The organism is Duganella sp. GW822-FHT06D06 (assembly GCF_058799615.1).
This window is the reverse complement of sequence record NZ_JBXALQ010000014.1, coordinates 137,330-158,161: the sequence shown is the minus strand read 5'-3', so window position 1 is coordinate 158,161 and position 20,832 is coordinate 137,330. Positions and strand designations below refer to the sequence as shown.

Genomic DNA, 20,832 nt, shown 5'->3' with positions numbered 1-20,832 from the left:
TCATGCTCAGATATGCTTCCATGTGGTCAATGATTACGATTGGGCTGTTGACAGGATGTGCCGGCCTGAGCGATTCCATACAGCAGCGTGTTGACGTGTCCGAGCAGTGCAGGCAGGTACTTGAAGATCCTCTCCCGCCAACCGCATCACACCCAAGCAATAGCTTGACCGCTCACTTGGGGAACATCGGGTCCTGCACATTGATCGATACGGATGGCTTACTGCCTCTGTGCGCATATCGGCAGATCAAAGCCAAATACGAAGGTCTGGGTTTCCCTTCGCCGGAACTAAAGCCTGAAACCGCGGCTGCCGTTGAGGAAATCAAATGCGCCTACGATGCTGTGGCCAACCGTCTCAAAATGCTGAAGACTGCGGTAGCAGCCAAGGAAGAGGAACTCCTGTGCACCTTTCAAAAAGGACGTGCGGCGCATGACTTCGCCCCGACAGCAAAAGAGCTCATTGAACTCAACAAATCCGAAGCCGGACTTTTACTCAAAAATCTACGGGACGCCCTGACCGCTCTACGTACCAAGCTGGAAGACAACAGAAATCTCTTCAGCCAGGACGCCATGACAGAACTGGCGGCATGGGATTCAAATTTCCGGGCTCAACTTGAACAATTTGAGCGCCTCCTTGCTGGCGACTATCGCATCGCCATCAGCGATGACCTGCGCAACCAAATCGTGAGCCACAGCGCACGACACAGTCTGGAGCTGCTGCACCGCGCCCTGCGCCCTGCCGACGCCGTGATCAACAAGCTGGACCAGCAGGGCTACGGCGCTGTCAGCATAGGCTACCTTGCATTTGGTCCGAACATACAAGGCGCAGTTAACGGCGCCAAGAAAAAAATCGGTGACGTTTATCGAGCCAGGCTTGAGGCGCTCAAAAAAAACCAAGAAATCAAACCGGACATCGACAAGTTGGTTCAAGAGTTTATGTGGGAAATGCGGCGCGCAGCTTGCGACAATCTGCAACGAGAAACTCAGTTTTCAATGTTGACGGAACTGGTCGATACCATGTTTATCACCGACATCAAGGACAATTCAAAAAATCCCACCTCGCCAGAAAAGCGCTTACCCGGGACACAGCCGACTGATGGCGCTTCGACGGTGGTCTTGCAATCGAGTCCGGTCGTGAAGTCTTATGCATTGATGACGGATAGCGGCGAAGATGCCGATCATGTCCCGCCGGACACGACAAAAATTCCCAGCCCCTCACCGCTCGGCGTGTATGTCGCCAACGAATGGGCGGCTCGGCAATTTCTCCTCACTCAAAAGATGGACGCCAAAGTAAAGGCACGCATCAAACCCGAGGACACAACTCCGTCGATTATCGTCCCTGCAATGGAACCGGTTGATGAAGCGACCGTAGTACAGTTGGCAGAGACAGCCACAGCAAGAGTCATCGACGATGCGGCACGCGCGACACCGTCCCTGCTGGTAAGCGGACTGGAACAAGACCAGACTTCAACGCGCGCAAATGCCATCGCGAACCACGTTACAGTGTCCTCTTCGGCGCAAGCAGTCAGTCAGGCATTCGCTGTCCTGACCGCCAACGTCCGCATCAGCAATGTCAACACCTTTAGCCCCAGCAATACGGTGGCGCCTGTCATCAATATCCCTCCGGCTTCGGTACCGGAAAAAAGGGAGTCGCTTTGTTCGAGTGCTGAATTTAGCAATAAGAATATCGGCTGCCTGATGGATGGTCGGGATTACGTTTTCAGCTTCAACACTGAAAAATTATTTAAGGATGATCAGTGCAGCGCTGACATCACAAGCGAGCTGTCTTCAGTTTCCGCTGAAGTGGCGCAGTACGCGGCTAAAAATCATGTACATTTCGATGCAACAGTAAGTGGCTATGCCTCAAAGCCAAAGTCGAAATATCCCAATTGCGGCAAGGCGCTGGCTGTTCAAACCTCGCCTTGCGTGTATTTCAACCAAATTCGGGAATCGATCGTCATTGCGGGCTGCAGGCCAAATCCAGGCAGCAGAGATGGAAATCTTATGCTGTCCGCTGCGCGCGCCAAGAACGTCGCGACAAGCTTGGAAGCGTCGGCAAAGGGAGCAATATTGGTGAAAGCCCTTTTTGCACGTGGCGCAAACAGCTCAGATACGAGTGAGGATTATGGTCATCGGGGGAGAGACCGAACTGTCGTCATTCGTTTGCAGCTACGCCCTGCCTGGTAAATCAAACTGATGCGACAACTGCCGAGGGGTGTCACCGCCCCCCCCGCAGTTATCCGAAAATCAGTTGAACTTGCTGAAGTCCGGCTTGCGCTTTTCAAAGAAGGCGGTGAAGGCTTCCTTGGCTTCCGGGGCGGCCAGCATGGCGCCGAAGAATTTGTTTTCGGCGGCGATGGCTTCCGTCACCGGGCCTTTGCGGGCGGCCTTCATCAGCTGCTTGGTGGCGCGGATCGAGCTGGCCGGCAGCGCCACCAGCTTGGCGGCCTGGCCTTCGGCAAAGGCGCGCAGCTCGGCGGCCGGCACGATCTTCGATACCAGACCCATCTCCAACGCTTCCTGCGCCAGGAAGGCTTCGCCCAGCATCAGCTTTTCGGCGGCGCGCGGGTAGCCGGCGATCTGCGTCAGCAGGATGCTCGATGCGAACTCGGGGCACAGGCCCAGCTGCACGAACGGCATCGAGAACTTGGCGTTGTCGGCCGCGTAGACCAGGTCGCAATGCATCAGCAGCGTGGTGCCGATGCCGACCGCCGCGCCGGCCACCGCCGCCACCACCGGCTTGGTCGAACCGCTCAGCGCCATCATGAATTTGTAGACCGAACGCTCTTCGATGCCCGAACCGTCGGCCGGACGCGCGGACTTCATGAAGTCTTCCAGGTCGTTGCCGGCGGTGAAGATCTCCGGCTTGCCGACGATCAGGATGGCGCGCACGGCGGCGTCCTGCTCCGCTTCGTTGATGGCGTCGGCCATGCTCTGGTACATCGCCGAGGTGATCGCGTTCTTGCGCTCAGGGCGGTTGAATTCCAGCGTCAGCACGCCGTCGGTCTTGCTGCTCAAAATATCCATGTGATCTCCAAATGATTAAAGGGCGCCGTGGTTGAACCGCAGCGCCCTTCTTTATGATTCCGTGCTTAGCTTACACGCGTTCGATAATACCAGCCGCGCCCATGCCCGCGCCGACGCACATGGTGACCATGCCGTATTTCAGGTTGTTGCGGCGCAGTGCGTGCACCACGGTCGCGGCGCGGATCGCGCCGGTTGCGCCCAGCGGGTGGCCCAGGGCGATCGCGCCGCCCATTGGGTTGACCTTGGCCGGATCCAGGCCCAGGTCGCCGATGACGGCCAGTGCCTGTGCCGCAAACGCTTCGTTCAGTTCGATCCAGTCCAGTTGATCCTGGGTGATGCCGGCGGCTTTGCACGCATCTGGAATCGCGAATTTAGGACCGATGCCCATGATTTCCGGTGGTACGCCCTTGACGGCGAACGACGAGAACTTGGCCAGCGGGGTCAGGTTGTGCTCGCGCAGGAATTTCTCCGACACGACCAGCAGCGCGCCGGCGCCGTCGGACATCTGCGACGAGTTGGCGGCGGTGACCGAACCCTTGGCGGCGAACACAGGCTTCAGCTTGCCCAGCGATTCCACGGTCGAATCGGCGCGTGCGCCTTCGTCGGTGTCGACGGTGCGGGTCTTGATCTTGATCTCGCCGGTCGCCAGGTCAGGCGTGCGGGTGATGATCTCGACCGGGGTGGTCTCGTCCTTGAAGAAACCGGCCTGCTGCGCTGCGATGGCGCGGCGGTGCGATTCGACGGCGAACGCGTCCTGCGCTTCGCGCGAGATTTTCCATTGGGTCGCCACTTTTTCAGCGGTCAGGCCCATGCCGTAGGCCATGCCGACGTTGTCGTCGGTGAACATGTTCAGGTTCATCGATGGGTGGTGGCCCATCATCGGCACCATCGACATCGACTCGACGCCGCCGGCGATCATCGCATCGGCTTCGCCCACGCGGATGCGGTCGGCGGCCATGGCCAGCGCGGTGATGCCCGATGCGCAGTAGCGGTTGACCGTGACGCCGCCGATGGTCTTAGGCAGGCCGGCCAGCAGCACCGCTTGACGGGCGATGTTGAAGCCCTGTTCCGCTTCCGGGAACGAGCAGCCGATGATGGCGTCGGTGATCAGCGATGGATCCAGGCCAGGCACTTGCGCCAGGGCCGATTGCAGCACGCGCACCAGCAGGTCGTCCGGGCGGGTCTTGTTGAACATGCCGCGCGGCGCCTTGCCGATCGGGGTGCGGGTGGCAGAGACGATGTATGCGTCTTGAATTTGTTTGCTCATTTTGTTCTTTCGAAAATTTTTGATCGAAGACTTAGCGGGACGATTACGCCCGCTTCTCGGATAAATACCAATCCACTTGAACCTGTGCGGCCAGCGTGCCGGCGGCGTCGAAGATGTCGACTTCCACCGGGAACGCCACCTTGCCCTGCTCTTTCAGCTCGGCCTTCAGCGCGGCCAGGTCGCCAGGGACGCGGCCTTCGGCGCGGGTGGCGCCCTTGGCTACTTTCTGGTACTGGATGCGCGATTCCTTGGCGACCGGGCGCAAGCCCAGGATCAGCTCCGCGAAGCCGCCAGCCATGGCCGCGCCGGAAGCCGTTTCGGCCAGCGTGAACAAGGCCCCGGCGTGCTGCGTGCCCAGGTGGTTATTGAGCTTCGGGTCCTCCGGCATCGACACTTTCGAAGTGCCGCTGCCGATCTCGTCGATCCTGATCCCCAGCAAACGCACGAAGGGCAAGGTGTCCATCATTTGTTGCCTGATACGGTCATACACCATGCTTGGCCTCACGCGCAGTAGAACTTTGAATACCAGTTTCAGGATCGACATACCGATTAATTGCGGACTGGCTTACCGGTCTGCATCATGCCCATGATGCGTTCCTGGGTCTTCGGATGGTTCAGCAGTTCCAGGAAGGCTTTACGCTCCATGTCCAGGAACCACTGCTCGCTCACGAACGAACCCTGGTCGATATCGCCGCCCGACACGATCTCGGCGATCATCTCGCCCAGCTTGAAGTCGTGGGCGGAGATGAAGCCGCCGTCGCGCATATTGACCAGCTGGGCCTTGATGGTGCCCCAGCCGTAGCGACCGGTCACCTGCACCGGGGTCTTCAGCGGCGGACGATAGCCCTTGTCGAACATGGCGCGCGCTTCCACCTTGGCCACGTGCAGCAGCTCGTAAGGGTTGAACACGATCACGTCGTCTTCTTTCAGGTAGCCCATGGCCTGCGCTTCCAGTGCCGACTTCGACACGTTGGCGGTAGCGGCGTTGGTGAAACCGGTTTTCAGGAATTGCAGGATGTCGGTGCCCTTGGCTTCCTTGAACGCGCGCACTGCCGCTTCTTTCAAGCCGCCGCCCGCAGGGATCAGGCCTACGCCCACTTCCACCAGGCCGATGTACGATTCGATCGAGGCCACGCGCTTCGACGCGTGCAGCGCCATTTCGCAACCGCCGCCCAGCGCCAGGCCAGCCACAGCGGCCACCACCGGCACGTTCGAGTATTTCATCGCCATGAAGGTGTCTTGCAGTTCACGGATGATAGGGTCGACTGCTTTCGCGCCGCCCTGCATGAACGCAGGCAGTGCCGATTGCAGGTCGGCGCCGGCCGAGAACGCGCCGCCGTCGGCCGCGTCCGCGCTCCAGATCACCAGGCCCTTGAAGTTCTTCTCCGCTTCGGCCAGTGCCTTGCGGAAGCCGGCGATGACGCCCGGGCTGATCACGTGCATCTTGGTCTTCAGCGAGATCACCAGCACGTCGTCGCCCGAGTGCCACAGACGCACGTCGTCGTCTTCATGCACGGTGGTGCCGGCGGTGCGGCCGTCGATGGCGCCCGAACCCAGTACCGGTGCGCGGAAGGCCTGACGGTCGTAGACGGCCAGCGACGAGCGCGGCACGAACGATTTCGATACTGCGGACCACGAACCTTCAGCGGTGTGGACGCCGCCTTTTTCAGCGACCGGACCTTCGAACACCCAGGCCGGCAGCGGTGCGTTGCACAGTGCGTGGCCGGCGTCGATGTCTTCCTTGACCCAGGTGGCCACTTGCGACCAGCCGGCTGCCTGCCACGTTTCGAACGGGCCGACGTTCCAGCCGAAGCCCCAGCGCATGGCGAAGTCGATGTCGCGCGCGTTGTCGGCCACGGTGTCCAGGTGGATCGCGATGTAGTGGAAAGCGTCGCGGAAGATCGCCCACAGGAACTGGCCTTGTGGGTTGGTCGATTCGCGCAGGGCCTTCATCTTCTTGACCGGATCTTTTTCCTTCAGGATGCGGGCAACGATGTCGGCAGCCTTGCCGCCGCCGGTGACGTATTCGCCGGTGGCGAAGTCCAGGCGTTGGATTTCCTTGCCAACTTTTTTGTAGAAGCCGGCGCCGGATTTCTGGCCCAGCGCGCCTTTTTCCACCAGGCCAGCCAGCACGGCCGGGGTCTTGTAGACGGCGGCGAACGGATCGTTCGGCAGGTAGTCCTGCATGGTCTTGATCACATGGCCCATGGTGTCCAGGCCGACCACGTCCGCGGTGCGGAAGGTGCCCGACTTGGCGCGGCCCAGCTTGGCGCCGGTCAGGTCATCGACCACGTCCACCGACAGGCCGAATTTCTCGGCTTCGTGCACGATCGCCAGGATGCCGAACACGCCGACGCGGTTGGCGATGAAGTTAGGCGTATCCTTGGCGCGAACCACGCCCTTGCCCAGGGTGGTGGTCAGGAAGCCTTCCAGCTGGTCGGAAATTTCCGGCTTGGTGAACTCGGTCGGGATGATCTCGACCAGGTGCATATAGCGCGGCGGGTTGAAGAAGTGCACGCCGCAGTAGCGCGATTTCAGGTCGGCGTCGAAGCCTTCGGACAGCTTAGTGATCGACAGGCCCGAGGTGTTCGAGGCGAAGATCGCGTTGGCGGCGATGTGCGGAGCGACCTTCTTGTACAGGTCGTGCTTCCAGTCCATGCGCTCGGCGATGGCTTCGATGATCAGGTCGCACTCGGCCAGCTTGGCCAGGTCGTCTTCGTAGTTGGCTACTTCGATCAGCGCAGCGTGGTCCTTGTTGCCCAGTGGTGCAGGCGACAGCTTTTTCAGGTTCTCGATGGCGCGCAGCACGATGCCGTTCTTGGCACCTTCCTTGGCAGGCAAGTCGAACAGTACGACTGGCACTTTGGCGTTGACGCAATGAGCGGCGATTTGCGCGCCCATCACGCCGGCGCCCAGCACGGCTACTTTTTTAACGATGAAATTGGTCATGTCGTTTCCTTTAAGTTCTTAGAACAGGTCGGCGTCGAGTGCCATCAGGTTGGCGGAGCCCGAACGTGCCTGGCGAATCAAGGTTGCAGTTTCTGGCTGCAGGCGAGCGAAGTAGAAGCGCGCCGTGGCCAGCTTGGCTTTGTAGAAATTGTCGCCGCTGTCTTCTTTGGCCAGGGCGATTTTCGCCATCTGTGCGAAGAAGTAGCTGTACACCATGTGGCCGACCACGCGCAGGTAAGGTACGCATGCCGCGCCGACTTCGTCCGGGTTCTGGAAGGCTTTCATGCCGATTTCCATGGTCAGCTTGGTGACCTTGTCGCCCAGGTCGCCCAGCGGGGTGACGAATTCGCTCATCGCTTCGTCGGTGCCGTTGTCTTCCACGAAGGCTTTGATCTTCTCGCCGAACTTGCGCAGCTTGGCGCCGTTGTCGCCCAGGATCTTACGGCCCAGCAGGTCCAGCGACTGGATGGTGTTGGTGCCTTCGTAGATCAGGTTGATACGGGCGTCGCGCACGTACTGCTCCATGCCCCATTCGGAGATGTAGCCGTGGCCGCCGAACACTTGCATCGCTTCCGAAGTGGCGATCCAGGCGTTGTCGGTGATGAAGGCCTTGATGATCGGGGTCAGCAGCGCGACTTCGTCGGCGGCTTCCTTGCGCACTTCTGCGTCAGGGTGGTGCAGTTCGCGGTCGATCTGCAGCGCCACGTACGAGGTGAAGGCGCGCGCGCCTTCGGCGTAGGCCTTGCCGGTCAACAGCATGCGGCGCACGTCCGGGTGGACGATGATCGGGTCGGCCGGCATTTCCGGATTCTTCACGCCCGACAGCGAACGCATCTGGATGCGGTCCTTTGCGTAGATCAGCGCGTTCTGGTACGCGATCTCGGTCAGGCCCAGCGACTGCATGCCCACGCCCAGGCGGGCCGCGTTCATGAACACGAACATGGCGTTCAGGCCTTTGTTCGGCTGGCCGATGATCCAGCCACGGGCGCCGTCCAGGTTCATCTGGCAGGTCGAGTTGCCGTGGATGCCCATCTTTTCTTCGATGGCGCCGCAGGTGATCGGGTTGCGTTCGCCGACCGTGCCGTCTGATTTCGGCAGGAACTTAGGCACCAGGAACAGCGAAATGCCTTTCGAGCCTTCCGGTGCGTCCGGCACGCGGGCCAGCACCAGGTGCAGGATGTTCTCGGCCATGTCGTGCTCGCCGGCCGAGATGAAGATCTTGTTGCCGGTGATCAGCCACGAGCCGTCTTCCTGCGGCAGCGCTTTCGAGCGCAGCATGCCCAGGTCGGTGCCGCAGTGCGGTTCGGTCAGGCACATGGTGCCGGTCCATTCGCCGGAGACCAGCTTGGGCAGGTAGACTTCCTTCTGGTGGTCGGTGCCGTGTTCTTTCAGGCACTCGTAGGCGCCGTGCGACAGGCCCGGGTACATGGTCCAGGCCTGGTTGGCCGAGTTCAGCATTTCATAGAACGAATTGTTCAGCACAACCGGCAGGCCCTGGCCGCCGTATTGCGGATCGCAGGCCAGCGCGCCCCAGCCCGCGTCAACGTACTGCTGGTACGCTTCCTTGAAGCCTTTAGGCGTGGTCACGGTGTGGGTCGCTGCGTCGTGCTTGCAGCCTTCGCGGTCGCCCGAGTGATTCAGCGGGAACAGCACTTCGGCGGTGAATTTGCCGCCTTCTTCCAGTACCTGGTTGATGATGTCGGCATCGACTTCAGCGTAATCCGGCAGCGACTTCAGTTCTTCTTCCACTTTCAGGAATTCGTGCAGAACGAATTGCATATCCCGGATTGGCGCGACGTATTGACCCATGATTTTCTCCTGATGACTTTTGTAATGACTACGATGTGAAATGTGTTTTTTACGTTATTGCTGCGCCACCACCGCGGACGGCGTTTGCGGATTACGGTAGGTTTCGATCAAGCGCTCGAAGCCGGTGCCGGCCCGGCCCAGGCTGCCCGGGATGCGCAGGAAGCGCGCATCGTGGTGCAGTGCCAGGATCAGGCCGTACATCTCGTACACCAGCTGCTGCGGGTCGGTGTCTGCCTTGAGGTCGCCGCATTCGACGCACTGCTTCACGCAGCGCAGCAGCGCGCCCTGCCAGGCGCCGACCATCGCCATCAACTCTTCGCGGATCGGACCTGGACGGTCGTCATACTCCACCGCGCCGCTGATATAGATGCAGCCCGAGGCCACTTCCACGCTGACGCGCTTGACCCAGCGCGCAAACATCGACTTGAGCCGCTGGATGCCGCGCGGCTCTTTGACGCTGGGGAAGAACACTTCCTGCTCGAAACGATGGTGGTACAGCTTCAGTACTTCCAACTGCAAATCTTCACGTGAACCAAAGTGCGCGAACACGCCCGACTTGCTCATGTTCATCTTGTCCGCGAGCAATCCAATGGTCAGGCCTTCAAGGCCATCCCGGCTGGCCAAATCCAGCGCCACATCCAGGATTGCCGCGCGTGTCAGTTCGCCTTTACGCATAAATTTAGTTGAGGTATTAATAAGATTGCTTCCCAAGGTAACATTCATGTGGAGAAAAGAGTATTCTGCTCCACTTGAATTTACTCCGTGTGAAAAGAATTGCGAACGCTCGTACTATTATCCAGCGAGGGGTAAAAGTCAAACAGTACCGTTAGAGGTGGCGTTCTATTATCGCGACGCAACAGCGCTGTTGCCGAGAGGAACAACTTTCGGCAACAGCGTGGCGCTATGGCAGGGGTGTGGGATGGCTGGACAACGGTGGCCGCAGCTCAGTATTTGACCGGATAATCCTTGGGAAACTGGCGGCCCGAGTAGGCCAGTTTCTGGGTCCAGTCCTGCGCCGGCGCGGTCCAGTAGGGATCGTCCTGCGGCAAGCCCAGCGACAGGAATCCTGCGGACGCGATGTACATGCTGCCGTTGTTGGAATACCAGTCGCCCAGCTCCGGATGATGGCCGACGAAGCCGATGGTGAGGAAGCTATCGCGGGTGAAGTTGCTGGGCTCCGACCACACGACCTGGTGCGCCGCGTGCAGCGCCGCCCTCACCTGCCCGGCCGGCAGGCTGGCCGGCAACTGCTTGCGCCAGGCCAGCAGGCCCAGCGGCTGGAATACGGCGGTGCGATAGGTCAGCGACCGGCCGATGGGCGGATAGGTGCCGCTCGGCGAAATGAAGCGCTCCAGGTGCTCGCTGTAGCGCTGCATGCGCTTGACGGCCTGCGCCAGCAGCTCTTCCGAATTGCCGCCCCAGAAAGGTGTCCTGGCCCGCGCCAGCACTTCCAGGATCTCCACCAGCATCGGGTAGATCACGTAGGAATTGTAGTAGTCGAAGTGGAAGGCGTCGCCATCCTTGATCCAGCCGTCGCCGGCATACCACTCGTTGATCTTGCGCACCGCCAGGCTGATGCGCATCTGGTCGTATTGCTCGCCGATCGACATCAGCCACGCCTCGTTCATGGCGGCGAACAACAGCCAGTTGGTGTACGGCGGATCGACCCGGCGCAAGCTCTTGATCTCGGCGACGATGCGCTGCTTGGTCACGCTGTCGAGCGGTTCCCACAAGGCTTTCGGCGCCCGCATCAGGGCGTTGGTGAAATAGGCCGAATCGACCAGCGCCTGCTCCGGGCCCTTCCACAACAGGTAGTCCGGGTTCTTCGGATCGACCGAGTTGGCGTAGCTTTGCAGCGCCAGCTGTTGCAGGCGCTTGCGGGTCTTGCCCTCTGCCGTGCCGTCTTCCGGCAGCGCCAGCCACGGCGCGGCGCCGGCGATCAGGCGGCCGAAGCATTCCAGATAGGTCACGCCCTGGTCGCGGCCGTCCCAGGTGGGGCTGAGCTCAAGCGGGAAATTCTTCTTCAGCTTGCCTTGCGCCATATTCGACAGCACCGGCTCGGCCATCTTGTGCAGCAGGCCGGCCATGTAGGCGCGCTCGCCGCCGGCGGCAGGCGCGCTGGTGGCTGCGGCGACGGCGCCGCTGCCCATCAAACCGGTGGCGGCCGAGCCGGCCAGCACCGCCTGCATAAAGTTACGACGTTCCATCTTGTCCCCTTATTGTTGATCGAGTAAGCGTACCAGTTCCGCCGACGCCAGCAGGAAGGCGCCGACGCCGAAATCGGCGGTGGAATCCTGGTCCACCACCTGCCCCGGTATCGCGCGGTCGCCGATCGGCTGGACATAGCCGACCCGGCCGTCCGCCTGCAGGGCCACCTTGCTCAGGTAGTGCCAGCTCTTGCGCACCACCGGCAGGAATTCGTCGCGCGCCAGCACGCCATGGTTGATGCCCCACAGGTAGCCGTAGGTGAAGAAGGCGGTGCCGCTGGTCTCCGGCCCCGGCGCGTGCCGCGGATCGAGCAGGCTGCGGGTCCAGTAGCCTTCCGGTTGCTGGGCGCGTTTGAGCGCCTGCGCCATGTCCTTGAAGCGGGCCACGTATTGCGCGCGGTGCGGATCGTCGGCCGGCAGCTCGTCCAGCACGCGCGCCAGCGCGGCGAACACCCAGCCGTCGCCGCGCGACCAGAAGTCCTTCCTGCCGTTGACGCTGGCGTGCGCCGGATAGACGTACTTGGCGTCGCGGTAGTACAGCCGCTCGGCCGGGTCGTACATGATGCGGTTGGCGTACTCGAAGTACTGGTGCAGCTTGTCAAGGTAGCTACGGTCGCCGGTGATCTTGTACAGCTTGGTCATCACCGGCATCGCCATGTACAGGCCGTCGGACCACCACCAGTAATCGTCGCGCGGCGTGCTCATCTGGTATTCCATCACTTCGCGGGCGCGGGCGATCTTGCGCGGGTCCCGCTCCAGCTGGTACAGGTCGGCATAGGTCTGAAAGCAGATCTGCCAGTCGCCGAACAGCACGTGCTCGTCGGTTTCGCCATAGCTCAGCTGCCAGCGGCTTTTGTCAGGCGAGCGCGCGCCCATCCACTGGTTGTGCGCGGCCCAGGTTTCGGCATAGCGCCGGTAGTCCTCGTTGTGGGTGACCTGGTAGGCCGCCATATTCCCCGTCTGGTAGGCCGCCACATGCCAGAACGCCCATTGCTGCGCCGGCGTGCTGCGCTGCCAGTGGCCGTTGACCTGGTCGATGATGGCGATCACTTCCGCCCGGCTGCCGCCGATGGCCGCGTTGTCGACTGGCCGCGTGGCGCAGCCGCCCGCAGCAAACGCCAGCAACAGCAAAAATCCTTGCGCGTATTTTTTTAAGTTCATGGGACCGTTGGAAAAAAGGGCCGAAGGCGCAGGCGGGCCGCCTTCGGCATAAACACCCGGGAACCATGAAGGGGACCCGGTCTGGAGTGCTCTGTCAACCACATCAAGGCTTCCACTGCCACACTTGCACCGGCGACGACGCGCCGGCGGACGCGCCCTCGCCGTCCAGCTGCCGCACGTCCTGCACGAACAGGTGCAGCTCGCCGCGACGCCGCCACAGTTCGGTATCGAACGACGGCTCCCACGCGCCCACCGGCGCCGTGCCCAGGTCGCGCACGGTCCAGCGCGGCCGGCGCAGATCGGCGATGCTGGCCACCGAAACCTTGTCGCCGCGCTCGGCGTCGCGGAACACCAGCAGGGCACTATGACGATCCACCATGATCTGCGGCCGCGACACCGGTATCGCCTTGGTGCCCAGGCCGCTCAGCGAAAACGGCGTGCGGCGGAAATCCAGGTCCAGCTGCCGCCACGCGCCGCCGTCGCGGTACAGCAAGTGGTACTGCGGCACCGCCGAGCCGGCCGCGCGCCAGTAGCTGGCGATCACCGGCTGGCCGTCGGCCCCGGCCGCCATCGAGGTCTGGTTGATCAACTCGCTGTTCTGCGGAATGCGCGCTGCGTACTCGGCGCTGTCGGCCGTGATCGGCAACGTGTAGCGCTCGCCGCCGCTGCGTTCCCACGTCAGGCCGCCGTCGCGCGAGCGGGCGTAGGCCATGTCGTGGTTGCTGGCCACGTCCGGCGATTCGCGCCACACCCACGACAGGTGGATGGTGCCGGCGCGGTCGACGAACGCCTGCCAGTAGGCGCTGCGTCGCCCTTCCCCGCCGATCAGCTTGCTGTGCAGCCGGGTCCAGCTGGCGCTCGCCACGTCGTAGCGATTCATCACCAGATTGCCGTGGCCGGAGCCGCCATCGCGGTAGAGAAACAGCAGGCCGCCGTCCGGGCAACGGAAGAACTCCGGATAGCTGGCCGACTCCTCGTCGCGCCCCAGCATCGCCATTTCCGCCGTCAGCTCCAGCCCGCCCGGCCGGGTGCCGCGCGCATAGCGCAGGCGCTGGTTGTGCACGTCCCACGCCAGGTGCAGATAGTGGGCGCCGTCGACCATGATGCTGATGCTGTTGTGCGCATCGGCCGCGTTGCCGCGATACGGCGTGCGGCGCAAGGTCCAGCGCTTGCCGCCCAGCTTGCGCTTGCCCAGCACCACGGCCGCATCGCGGTCGTAGAAGGCGATGTACTGCATATCGCCATCCGACACCAGCGAGTTCTTGCGGAACACCACGGCGTTGACCGAATTGTTGGCCCAGCCCGGCGCGACGTCGACCACGCGCGCGGGACCGGCGGCGCCGGCCCGCGCCGCGCAGGCCACGCAGGCCAGCAGCAGCAACAGAGACTTAGAACTTGCCACGCAGACCAACCTTGACGCTGCGGCCGTCGTACTTGGCGTAGTCCATCCGCGTTTTCTTGCCGCTGCCGTACTGGCCGCTGGCGTCCTCGAAGTAGTCGAAGGCCAGCGTGTTGGACAGGTTCATGCCGTCGATGCGCAACTCCAGCTGCTCGTTGATCTTGTAGCTGATGTTGGCGTCCAGGTAGCCGCGTCCCGCGCGCCAGCGGATCAAGTCGTCGCCGAGGTTGCGCGGATTGTCAGGATGCAGCGAGCGGCCCTTGTAGTTGTAGGACATGCGCAGCGCCAACGGTCCCCGTTCATAGTAGACGGTGGTGCTGTAGGCGTACTTGGGCACCGAGTTGACCGCGATCTCCTGGCCGGCGTTGGTGATCCACTTGGCGCTGTTGAACGGATCGATGTGGGTGTAGCTGGCCAGCGCGCCCAGGCCCTTGAACGGTTCCGGCAGGAAGGTGAACGCCTGCTGGTAGGACAGCTCGTAGCCCTTCAGCGTCTGCTCGCCGGCGTTGGTGAAGCTGCGCAAGGTCATCGGCAGGCTCGGGTCGACGCGGCCGTTGGCATCCTGGAAGATCGCGCCCAGCGCCGTGTCCGGCAAGCCCAGCGCGCCGAAGGTGGTGTTGCTGGTGTTGGCCACGGTGGCGTCGGTCAGCTTCTTCTGGAACACGGCGCCCGACAGCAGGCTGCCTGGCTGGAAGTACCACTCCAGGCTGGTGTCCAGGTTCTTCGACTGCTGCGGCTTCAGGCTGGCGTTGCCGGCGGTGGCCGAGTTGTCGAACGGATTCGGGATGACGGTCTGCGCGGCGATGATCGACAGCGAGGCCCGGCTCACGGTCTTGCCCCACGAGGCGCGCCACATCAGGCTGTCGGTCAGGTCCAGTGCCGCACTGAAGGCCGGCAGCACATTGCTGTAGGTGCCTTGCTCGTGGTTGGAAGCGTAGACCAGGCTGGCGCCCTGCTGCTTGAAGTTGTCGATGCCGGTTTCGGTGCGCGAGTAGCGTACGCCGGCGTTGAAGCGCAGCTCGTGGCCGCCGACCATGCCCTTGAAGTCGGACTGGATGAAACCGGTCGAGACTTTTTCCGTCGCGCCGAAGCTTTGCGCCGGCGTGAAGGTCGCTTCCGAGTTGTAGGCCAGCGGATCGAAGGTCGAGAAGGTGGACGCGCGGGTGAACGTGCCCCAGGCGTGCGGCCAGCCGGCGCCCATGTCCAGGTTGTCGACCGGCAGCGTGGTGGTCATCAGGCCGCGCATGCCGGCGTTGCCCAGTCCGTTGAGCTTGGCGGTGGCGGCGCTGGTGCCGTTGCGCTTGGCGATGCCCTTGGTGGTTTCCACATACACCAGGCCGGTCTTCAGGTGGCCGCTCCAGTCGCCGGGCAGCTTGTAGTCCCAGTCCGCCACCAGCCGGCCCTGCTTGCCCTTGTCGGTTTCCCGGGTCCAGGTGGTGCCGACGCCGAAGCCCTGGTAGTTGTTCAGGTCGGTGTAGCTGGCGGTGGACGACAGCGATGGATAGACGTGGTCGGAACCGTAGTCGATGCTGGAGTCGACGCCGAAGATCTGGCCCGACAAGGTGTCCTGGTAGCTGACGGCGTTGCTGTTGTTGCCGCTCAACTGGCCGGTCAGCACCAGCTTGTCGCTGGCGGCCCAACGGCCGTTCAGCGCGGCATAGCCGAACTTGGTTTCGTCTTCGCTGTAGGTGACGCCGCTGCTGTACGAGGTGTTGCCGAAAGTGCCGGTCAGCAGATTCGAGCCCGGATCGATGTGCACGTTCAGCGGCACCAGGCCGCTGTGGCCGTTCTGCCCGGCCGGCGCGGCGCGGTTGGTGGTCTTGCTGTTGCGGATCAGCAGGCCCATGTACATCTCGTCGCGGCTGTTGGTCAGCCTGGAGCCCAGCACGTCCAGGCTCAGGTTCAGGTCGGCGGTCTTGTATTGCAGCGACGACACCAGGCCGTCGCGGGTGCGCTCGTTGGCCGAGCCGTAGAAGCGGTAGATGCGCGGCAGCAGCGCGTTGTCGATCTGGCTGCGGCTGTAGCCACCGAGGTTGGCGCGCGGGTCGTCATAGTCGAGCTGCATCGCGAAGTTGCCCTTGACCGGACTCTGGCTGCCGCGCGCCGAACTGTTGTAGCCGCCGGTCGCCTCGAAGCCGGAGCGGTTGTTGGTGCTGGACGAATGCGACACGCCGGCCAGGAAGCCCCAGTGGCCCCAGGTGTTGGAAAACAGCGCGAAGCCCATCGGGTCGGCGTGCTTGGACATGGTGTTGTACGACTCGGTCAGCGCATAGCGGATGGTGCGCTTGGGATTGTCGAACGGACGCGGGGTTTGCAGGTCGACCACGCCGCCCAGGCCGCCTTCGCTGAGTTCGGCCAGCGGCGACTTGTAGAAGTCGACCCGGCCAAACAGTTCCGACGCGAACACGTCGTAGTTGAAGCCGCGCGCCGCGCTGCCGATGGTGCTGGTGGAGGTGGTGTTGACCGGTGCGCCGTTGAGCGTGGTCACCGAGTATTCGGTCGGCAGGCCGCGGATCGAGATGCGCTGGCCTTCGCCCGAGCTTTCGTCGCGGTTGAGGATGATGCCGGGCACCCGCTGCAGCGATTCGGCGATATTCGCCTCAGGGAATTTGCCGATGTCTTCGGCCACGATGGAATCGCGCACGCCGATCGCCTGCTGTTTCAGGTTCAAGGCTTTTTGCAGGCTGGAGCGGAAGCCGGTGACCACCACCGTGACCGGCTCGGCCGCGCCCTCCGCCGGAGCGGCAGGTGCGGCCGGTGCCGCCACATTCTGCGCGGCGGCGTCCGCCCCGTAGGCCGCCGCCAGCGCCAGCGGCAGCAGAGTAGCGAGTAGTTTTTTACGCATTATTTCCCCCGTTGTTGTATGCAACAATCTAAAAGTTCACTATGTAGTTTTTTTTCACGCCACGCCGGTGTCTCCCGAAAAGCGTGCCGCGCTGCTGCCTGATTTTTTGGCACCCGCATGTGGTCACGTTACCACCCATCGAACTCATCGTACAACTTAATTTTTCCGCAGAGACTGGCAAATATGCAGTTTTCCGGTCGAATGTGGTATCGTGACCACATGGCAAAAGCAAGCAAACTCAGTGAAGTCGCGAAAATCGCCGGGGTCTCGCCGATCACCGCCTCGCGCGCAATCCGGGGCAACGGCTACGTGTCCGAGGCGGCGCGCACGCGCGTGCTGGCGGCGGCCGCGCAGCTGAACTACACGCCCGACATGCTGGCGCGCCGCATGCGCGGCGACAAAAGCAAATTGATCGGCGTGTTCGTCAACCACTACGGCTCGCTGGTGCTGCATGAAATCACCAAGGCCATCAGCGACGAGGCGCGGCGCCAGGGTTACGACATCCTGCTGTTCAACGCCGAGCGCTTCGACCTGCCCAGCCGCACGGAAACCTGCGCCATGCTGAGCCAGTTGTGCGCCGGCCTGGTGCTGCTGCTGCCGAACGCGGCCGACGGCTACCTCGACGTGGTCGAGCGCCAGAGCTTGCCCTGCGTGTTCGTCGGCTTCGAGGCGCGCCCGATGAACCTGCCGGTGGTGGTGGTGGAAAACCGCAGCGGCGCCCGCACCGCGGTCGAGCACCTGCTGTCGCTGGGCCACCGCCGCATCGCCTTCATCGGCGGCACGGCCGGCACCGGCCAGGGCGCCGAACGCCTGAAGGGCTACAACGACGCGCTGCTGGCGGCCGGCGTGAAGCCCGATCCGGCGCTGGCGGTGGACGGCAACTTCTCGCAGACGGGCGGCCATGCCGCCGCCGAACAACTGCTGTCGCTGGCCGTGCCGCCGACGGCGATCTTCGCCGCCAACGACGAGACCGGATTCGGCGCGATCGACGCCATCCACAGCCGCGGCCTGAAGGTGCCGGACGATATCTCGGTGATCGGCTTCGACGATATCTCGACCTCCAGCTTCGTCCACCCGCCGCTGACCACGATGCGCCAGCCCAACGCCGACATGGCGACGCGCGCCGTCGGCGAACTGCTGGCGCTGATCGAGGGCGGCGAGAAGCAAGCCAAACGCATCGGCTTCCCGATGCGCCTGGTGCTGCGCAGCTCCACCGGGCCGCTGCGCCGGCCGGACTGATGGACGGCGACGGCGCCGTGGCCGGTCCGCGCGTCGGCGGCAAACGCGCCGCCTGGGGCTACGCCTCGGCCGGCTTGCTGGCGGTGCTGTTCTGGCTGTTGGTGGGCGACCTGGCGATCTCGATCCGCGAACGGGCCGCGCTGCCCAGCGGACTGGAACTGCTGCGCCGCAACGGCGCCTCCGACACCACCACCTCGCTGCTGATGTCGACCGTGCCCGCCCTGCTGAGCGTGCTGCTGGTGCCCTTGCTCGGCTACCATTCGGACCGGCTGCGCAGCCGCTGGGGCCGGCGGCGGCCGTTCTTGCTGGTGGTGGCGCCGGTCGGCTGCGCCGCCATGCTGGGCCTGGCTTGCTCGCCGGCGCTGGGCGCGCTGGCCGACGCCGCGCTCGGCGCGCTGTCGCCGGGGCGCCGGCTGTGCAACCTGGCCGCCTTCAGCCTGTTCTGGACCATCTTCGAATGCGCCGGCATCAGCGCCGTGTCGCTGTTCACCGGCCTGGTCAACGATGTCGTGCCGCAGGGGCTGCTGGGGCGCTTCTACGCCGCCTTCCGCATCGTCGGGCTGGGCGTCGGCATCGCCTTCAACAGCTGGGTGTTCGCGCTGACCGACCAGTACCTGGGCGAGATCCTGGTCGCCATCGGCCTGGTGTTCGGCCTGGCGCTGCTGCTGGTGTGCCTGATGGTCGAGGAGCCGGCCTGCGGCGCGGACGCCGGCGGCCAGCGTCCCGGCGGCTGGCGCGCGCTGGCCGTGCCGCGCGCCCACGTGCTGGCCTGCTTCGCCCATCGCCCCTTCCTGTGGGCGGTGGCGACCTTCATGCTGGCCAGCGTCACCTTCAGTCCGTTCAACACGTTTTACCAGTACTACGCCCACCTGTCCGGCATTCCGAAGGCGACGCTGGGCACGCTGACGGCGTATGGCTACGCCGTCTCCATCGTGTCCGCCTTCGGCATCGGCTGGCTGGTCGACCACTACGGCGCGCTGCGCGTGTCGAGCCGCGTCATGGCGCTGTACTGCTGCGCCGCCGCGCTCGGCTACCTGAGCCTGGGCAACGCGGCCGCCTTCCCGTGGTTTTATCTGGCGCATGTGGTGGTGTCCGGCGCCTGGTTCACGGCGGCGGCGTCGATGCCGATGGCGTTGTTTCCCAGGGCCCGGTTCGTGCAGTACAACTCGACCAAGGACTTGATGGTCGTGCTGGGCAATATCCTGGTCAGCGGCGTGCAGGGGCCGGTGCTCGACCTGTCCGGCCACGACTACCGGCTGACCCTGCTCAGCGGCGCCGTGTTCGCGCTGCTGTGCGTGCTGTGCCTGGCGCGCCTGCAGGCGCGGCCGGCGCAGGCGGACGGCTAATCGTAGTCGCTGGCCTTGCCCAGTTGACGGCGGTCGCGCTTGGTCGGCCGGCCTTTGAAATCCGCGCTCGGTTCGCGGAACATCTTGCGCTGTTCGGCCACGGTGGCGCGGCGCGCGACGCTGGCGTCGGTTTCCTCGTACAGGTTGCGGGCGATGGGCGCGGCCGCCCGCACGTCGGACAGATTCATCACGTCGACCTCCCAGCGGTCGGAGCCGTTGTCGATGTCCAGCGTGTCGCCGACGCGCACCGCGCGCGCCGGCTTGACCTTGTCGCCGTCGAGCCTGACCTTGCCGCTGTCGACCGCCTCGGTGGCCAGCGAGCGGGTTTTGAAGAAGCGCGCGGCCCACAGCCATTTATCCAGTCTGACACTATCGCTCAAGCGTATTTCCCCACTGCGAAGATCCGCATCACCAACTTATACGCGAAAAACGCGATCTCGTAGCCGATGCGGCGGAAGCGGCCGACATGCTCGAAGTCGGCGTAGTTGACCACCACGCCTTCGGCGATGGCGGCCTCGATGTGCCGGCGCAGGTTTTGCGCGAAGACCGCATCCCTGATCACCACATTCGCTTCCTGGTTTAAAAACAGGCTCAAGCCGTCCACATTGCTCGACCCCACAGTCGCCCAGTCGTCGTCGATCACCGCCACCTTGGCGTGCAACTGGGTCTTGTGATATTCCACCACTTTGACGCCGGCCGCAAGCAGCTTCGGGTAGAAGGAATGCGCGACCGCGTCCTGCAGCCAGATCTCGCCGACGCCGATCAGCAGCGTGACCTCGACCCCGCGCTGGGCGGCCGCCGCCAGCGCATGGCGGAACCTGGCGCCCGGCGCGAAATACGGATTGGCCAGCAGCACGCTCTTGCGCGCGCGCCCCAGCGCGTGCATGTAGGCGCGCTGTATCGTCCTGCGGTTGCGGAGGTTGTCGCGCACCACAAAGCCGGCCTCCACCATGTTTTGGCGGGCGATCTTGTTCACCTTGCGCATGTCGCGGAACAGGCCGATCCGCTTGATGATGCCCAGCTTGCCCAGGCGGCGCCACTGGGTCAGCGCCTCCAGCTGGATGGCCGCCACCAGCGGCCCGCGCACCTGCACCGCGAAATCCCAGCGCGGCGCCGACAGGCTGATCGCGTGGTTGTAGTCGCAGTACATATCGTCGTTGATGTTGATGCCGCCGACAAAGGCGAGCTCGCGGTCGACCACGCAGATCTTGCGGTGGGTGCGGGTGACGCCGCGCTTGAACCAGGGATTGAAGATGCGGTGTTCAACGCCGGCCTCGACCAGCCGCGCATGCATGCTGTTGACCTGGCGCCGGCCGGTGCCCCACCAGTCGGTGATCATGCGCACCTGCACGCCGCGCCGGGCGGCGCCGCTCAGCGCCGCCAGCACCGCGCTGCCGGTGGCGTCGCCGGCAAAGATATAGGTCTCGAAATACACTTCGTAGCGGGCGGCGTCGATCGCGGCTATCAGCGCCGGAAAGAAATCGGTGCCCGTGTGGAGCAAGGTGACTTCGTTATCGGCGATAAAATTTACTGTGCGCATAGCAGGATTCTACCCTTGAGTTCCGAAATAAGGCGCGCCCAAGG

15 protein-coding genes are annotated in these 20,832 nt (G+C 63.4%); 3 read left to right on the top strand and 12 right to left on the bottom strand.

What is annotated here, in order from left to right; genetic code table 11:
* Window positions 1-2: 2 nt before the first annotated feature.
* Window positions 3-2,186 carry a hypothetical protein gene (locus tag AC1RMD_RS23210; protein ID WP_492929802.1) on the top strand — a complete coding sequence of 728 codons (2,184 nt, stop codon included), beginning with the start codon at window positions 3-5 and terminating at the stop codon, window positions 2,184-2,186.
* Between the two features lie 60 nt (window positions 2,187-2,246).
* On the opposite strand, the gene AC1RMD_RS23205 is transcribed toward AC1RMD_RS23210, so the two are convergent.
* The 10 genes from AC1RMD_RS23205 to AC1RMD_RS23160 all read right to left on the bottom strand — a co-directional run bounded on the left by AC1RMD_RS23205 (window position 2,247) and on the right by AC1RMD_RS23160 (window position 16,663).
* Window positions 2,247-3,026, bottom strand: a complete 780-nt coding sequence (locus AC1RMD_RS23205) for an enoyl-CoA hydratase (RefSeq protein WP_492929800.1) — start codon at window positions 3,024-3,026, stop codon at window positions 2,247-2,249.
* A gap of 70 nt (window positions 3,027-3,096) precedes the next feature.
* On the bottom strand, window positions 3,097-4,293 hold the full coding sequence (locus AC1RMD_RS23200) for an acetyl-CoA C-acyltransferase (RefSeq protein WP_492929798.1): 1,197 nt from the start codon (window positions 4,291-4,293) through the stop codon (window positions 3,097-3,099).
* 43 nt (window positions 4,294-4,336) lie between these two features.
* On the bottom strand, window positions 4,337-4,786 hold the full coding sequence (locus AC1RMD_RS23195; protein ID WP_492929796.1) for a PaaI family thioesterase: 450 nt from the start codon (window positions 4,784-4,786) through the stop codon (window positions 4,337-4,339).
* 56 nt (window positions 4,787-4,842) lie between these two features.
* Entirely contained in the window at window positions 4,843-7,242 is a 2,400-nt protein-coding gene (locus AC1RMD_RS23190) for a 3-hydroxyacyl-CoA dehydrogenase/enoyl-CoA hydratase family protein (RefSeq protein ID WP_492929794.1), read from the bottom strand.
* 18 nt (window positions 7,243-7,260) lie between these two features.
* A complete protein-coding gene (locus tag AC1RMD_RS23185; RefSeq protein WP_492929792.1) occupies window positions 7,261-9,051 on the bottom strand; it encodes an acyl-CoA dehydrogenase C-terminal domain-containing protein in 1,791 nt (596 codons plus the stop codon).
* Window positions 9,052-9,105: 54 nt separating this feature from the next.
* Window positions 9,106-9,726 (bottom strand): TetR/AcrR family transcriptional regulator, encoded by a 621-nt coding sequence (locus AC1RMD_RS23180; protein ID WP_020704481.1) that lies wholly within the window; start codon window positions 9,724-9,726, stop codon window positions 9,106-9,108.
* A gap of 269 nt (window positions 9,727-9,995) precedes the next feature.
* A complete protein-coding gene (locus AC1RMD_RS23175) occupies window positions 9,996-11,258 on the bottom strand; it encodes a DUF2264 domain-containing protein (protein WP_492929790.1) in 1,263 nt (420 codons plus the stop codon).
* A 9-nt stretch (window positions 11,259-11,267) separates the two neighbouring features.
* On the bottom strand, window positions 11,268-12,419 hold the full coding sequence (locus AC1RMD_RS23170; RefSeq protein WP_492929788.1) for a glycoside hydrolase family 88/105 protein: 1,152 nt from the start codon (window positions 12,417-12,419) through the stop codon (window positions 11,268-11,270).
* Window positions 12,420-12,522: 103 nt separating this feature from the next.
* Entirely contained in the window at window positions 12,523-13,821 is a 1,299-nt protein-coding gene (locus tag AC1RMD_RS23165; protein WP_492929786.1) for a BNR repeat-containing protein, read from the bottom strand.
* The gene (locus AC1RMD_RS23160) at window positions 13,808-16,663 is read right to left on the bottom strand and encodes a TonB-dependent receptor (protein ID WP_492929784.1); all 2,856 of its coding nucleotides are present in this window, start codon (window positions 16,661-16,663) and stop codon (window positions 13,808-13,810) included. The genes AC1RMD_RS23165 and AC1RMD_RS23160 overlap by 14 nt, the downstream gene beginning before the upstream one ends.
* A gap of 219 nt (window positions 16,664-16,882) precedes the next feature.
* On the opposite strand from AC1RMD_RS23160, the gene AC1RMD_RS23155 reads away from it, so the two are divergent.
* Window positions 16,883-17,902, top strand: a complete 1,020-nt coding sequence (locus AC1RMD_RS23155; protein ID WP_492929782.1) for a LacI family DNA-binding transcriptional regulator — start codon at window positions 16,883-16,885, stop codon at window positions 17,900-17,902.
* The gene (locus AC1RMD_RS23150; protein WP_492929780.1) at window positions 17,902-19,248 is read left to right on the top strand and encodes an MFS transporter; all 1,347 of its coding nucleotides are present in this window, start codon (window positions 17,902-17,904) and stop codon (window positions 19,246-19,248) included. The genes AC1RMD_RS23155 and AC1RMD_RS23150 overlap by 1 nt, the downstream gene beginning before the upstream one ends.
* Here the strand turns inward: AC1RMD_RS23150 and AC1RMD_RS23145 are convergent.
* Both AC1RMD_RS23145 and clsB read right to left on the bottom strand, forming a co-directional pair.
* Entirely contained in the window at window positions 19,245-19,628 is a 384-nt protein-coding gene (locus tag AC1RMD_RS23145; protein WP_492929778.1) for an RNA-binding S4 domain-containing protein, read from the bottom strand. The two genes, AC1RMD_RS23150 and AC1RMD_RS23145, sit on opposite strands and share 4 nt — an antisense overlap.
* Entirely contained in the window at window positions 19,625-20,788 is a 1,164-nt protein-coding gene (gene clsB, locus AC1RMD_RS23140; protein ID WP_492929776.1) for a cardiolipin synthase ClsB, read from the bottom strand. The genes AC1RMD_RS23145 and clsB overlap by 4 nt, the downstream gene beginning before the upstream one ends.
* Between the last annotated feature and the right edge of the window lie 44 nt (window positions 20,789-20,832).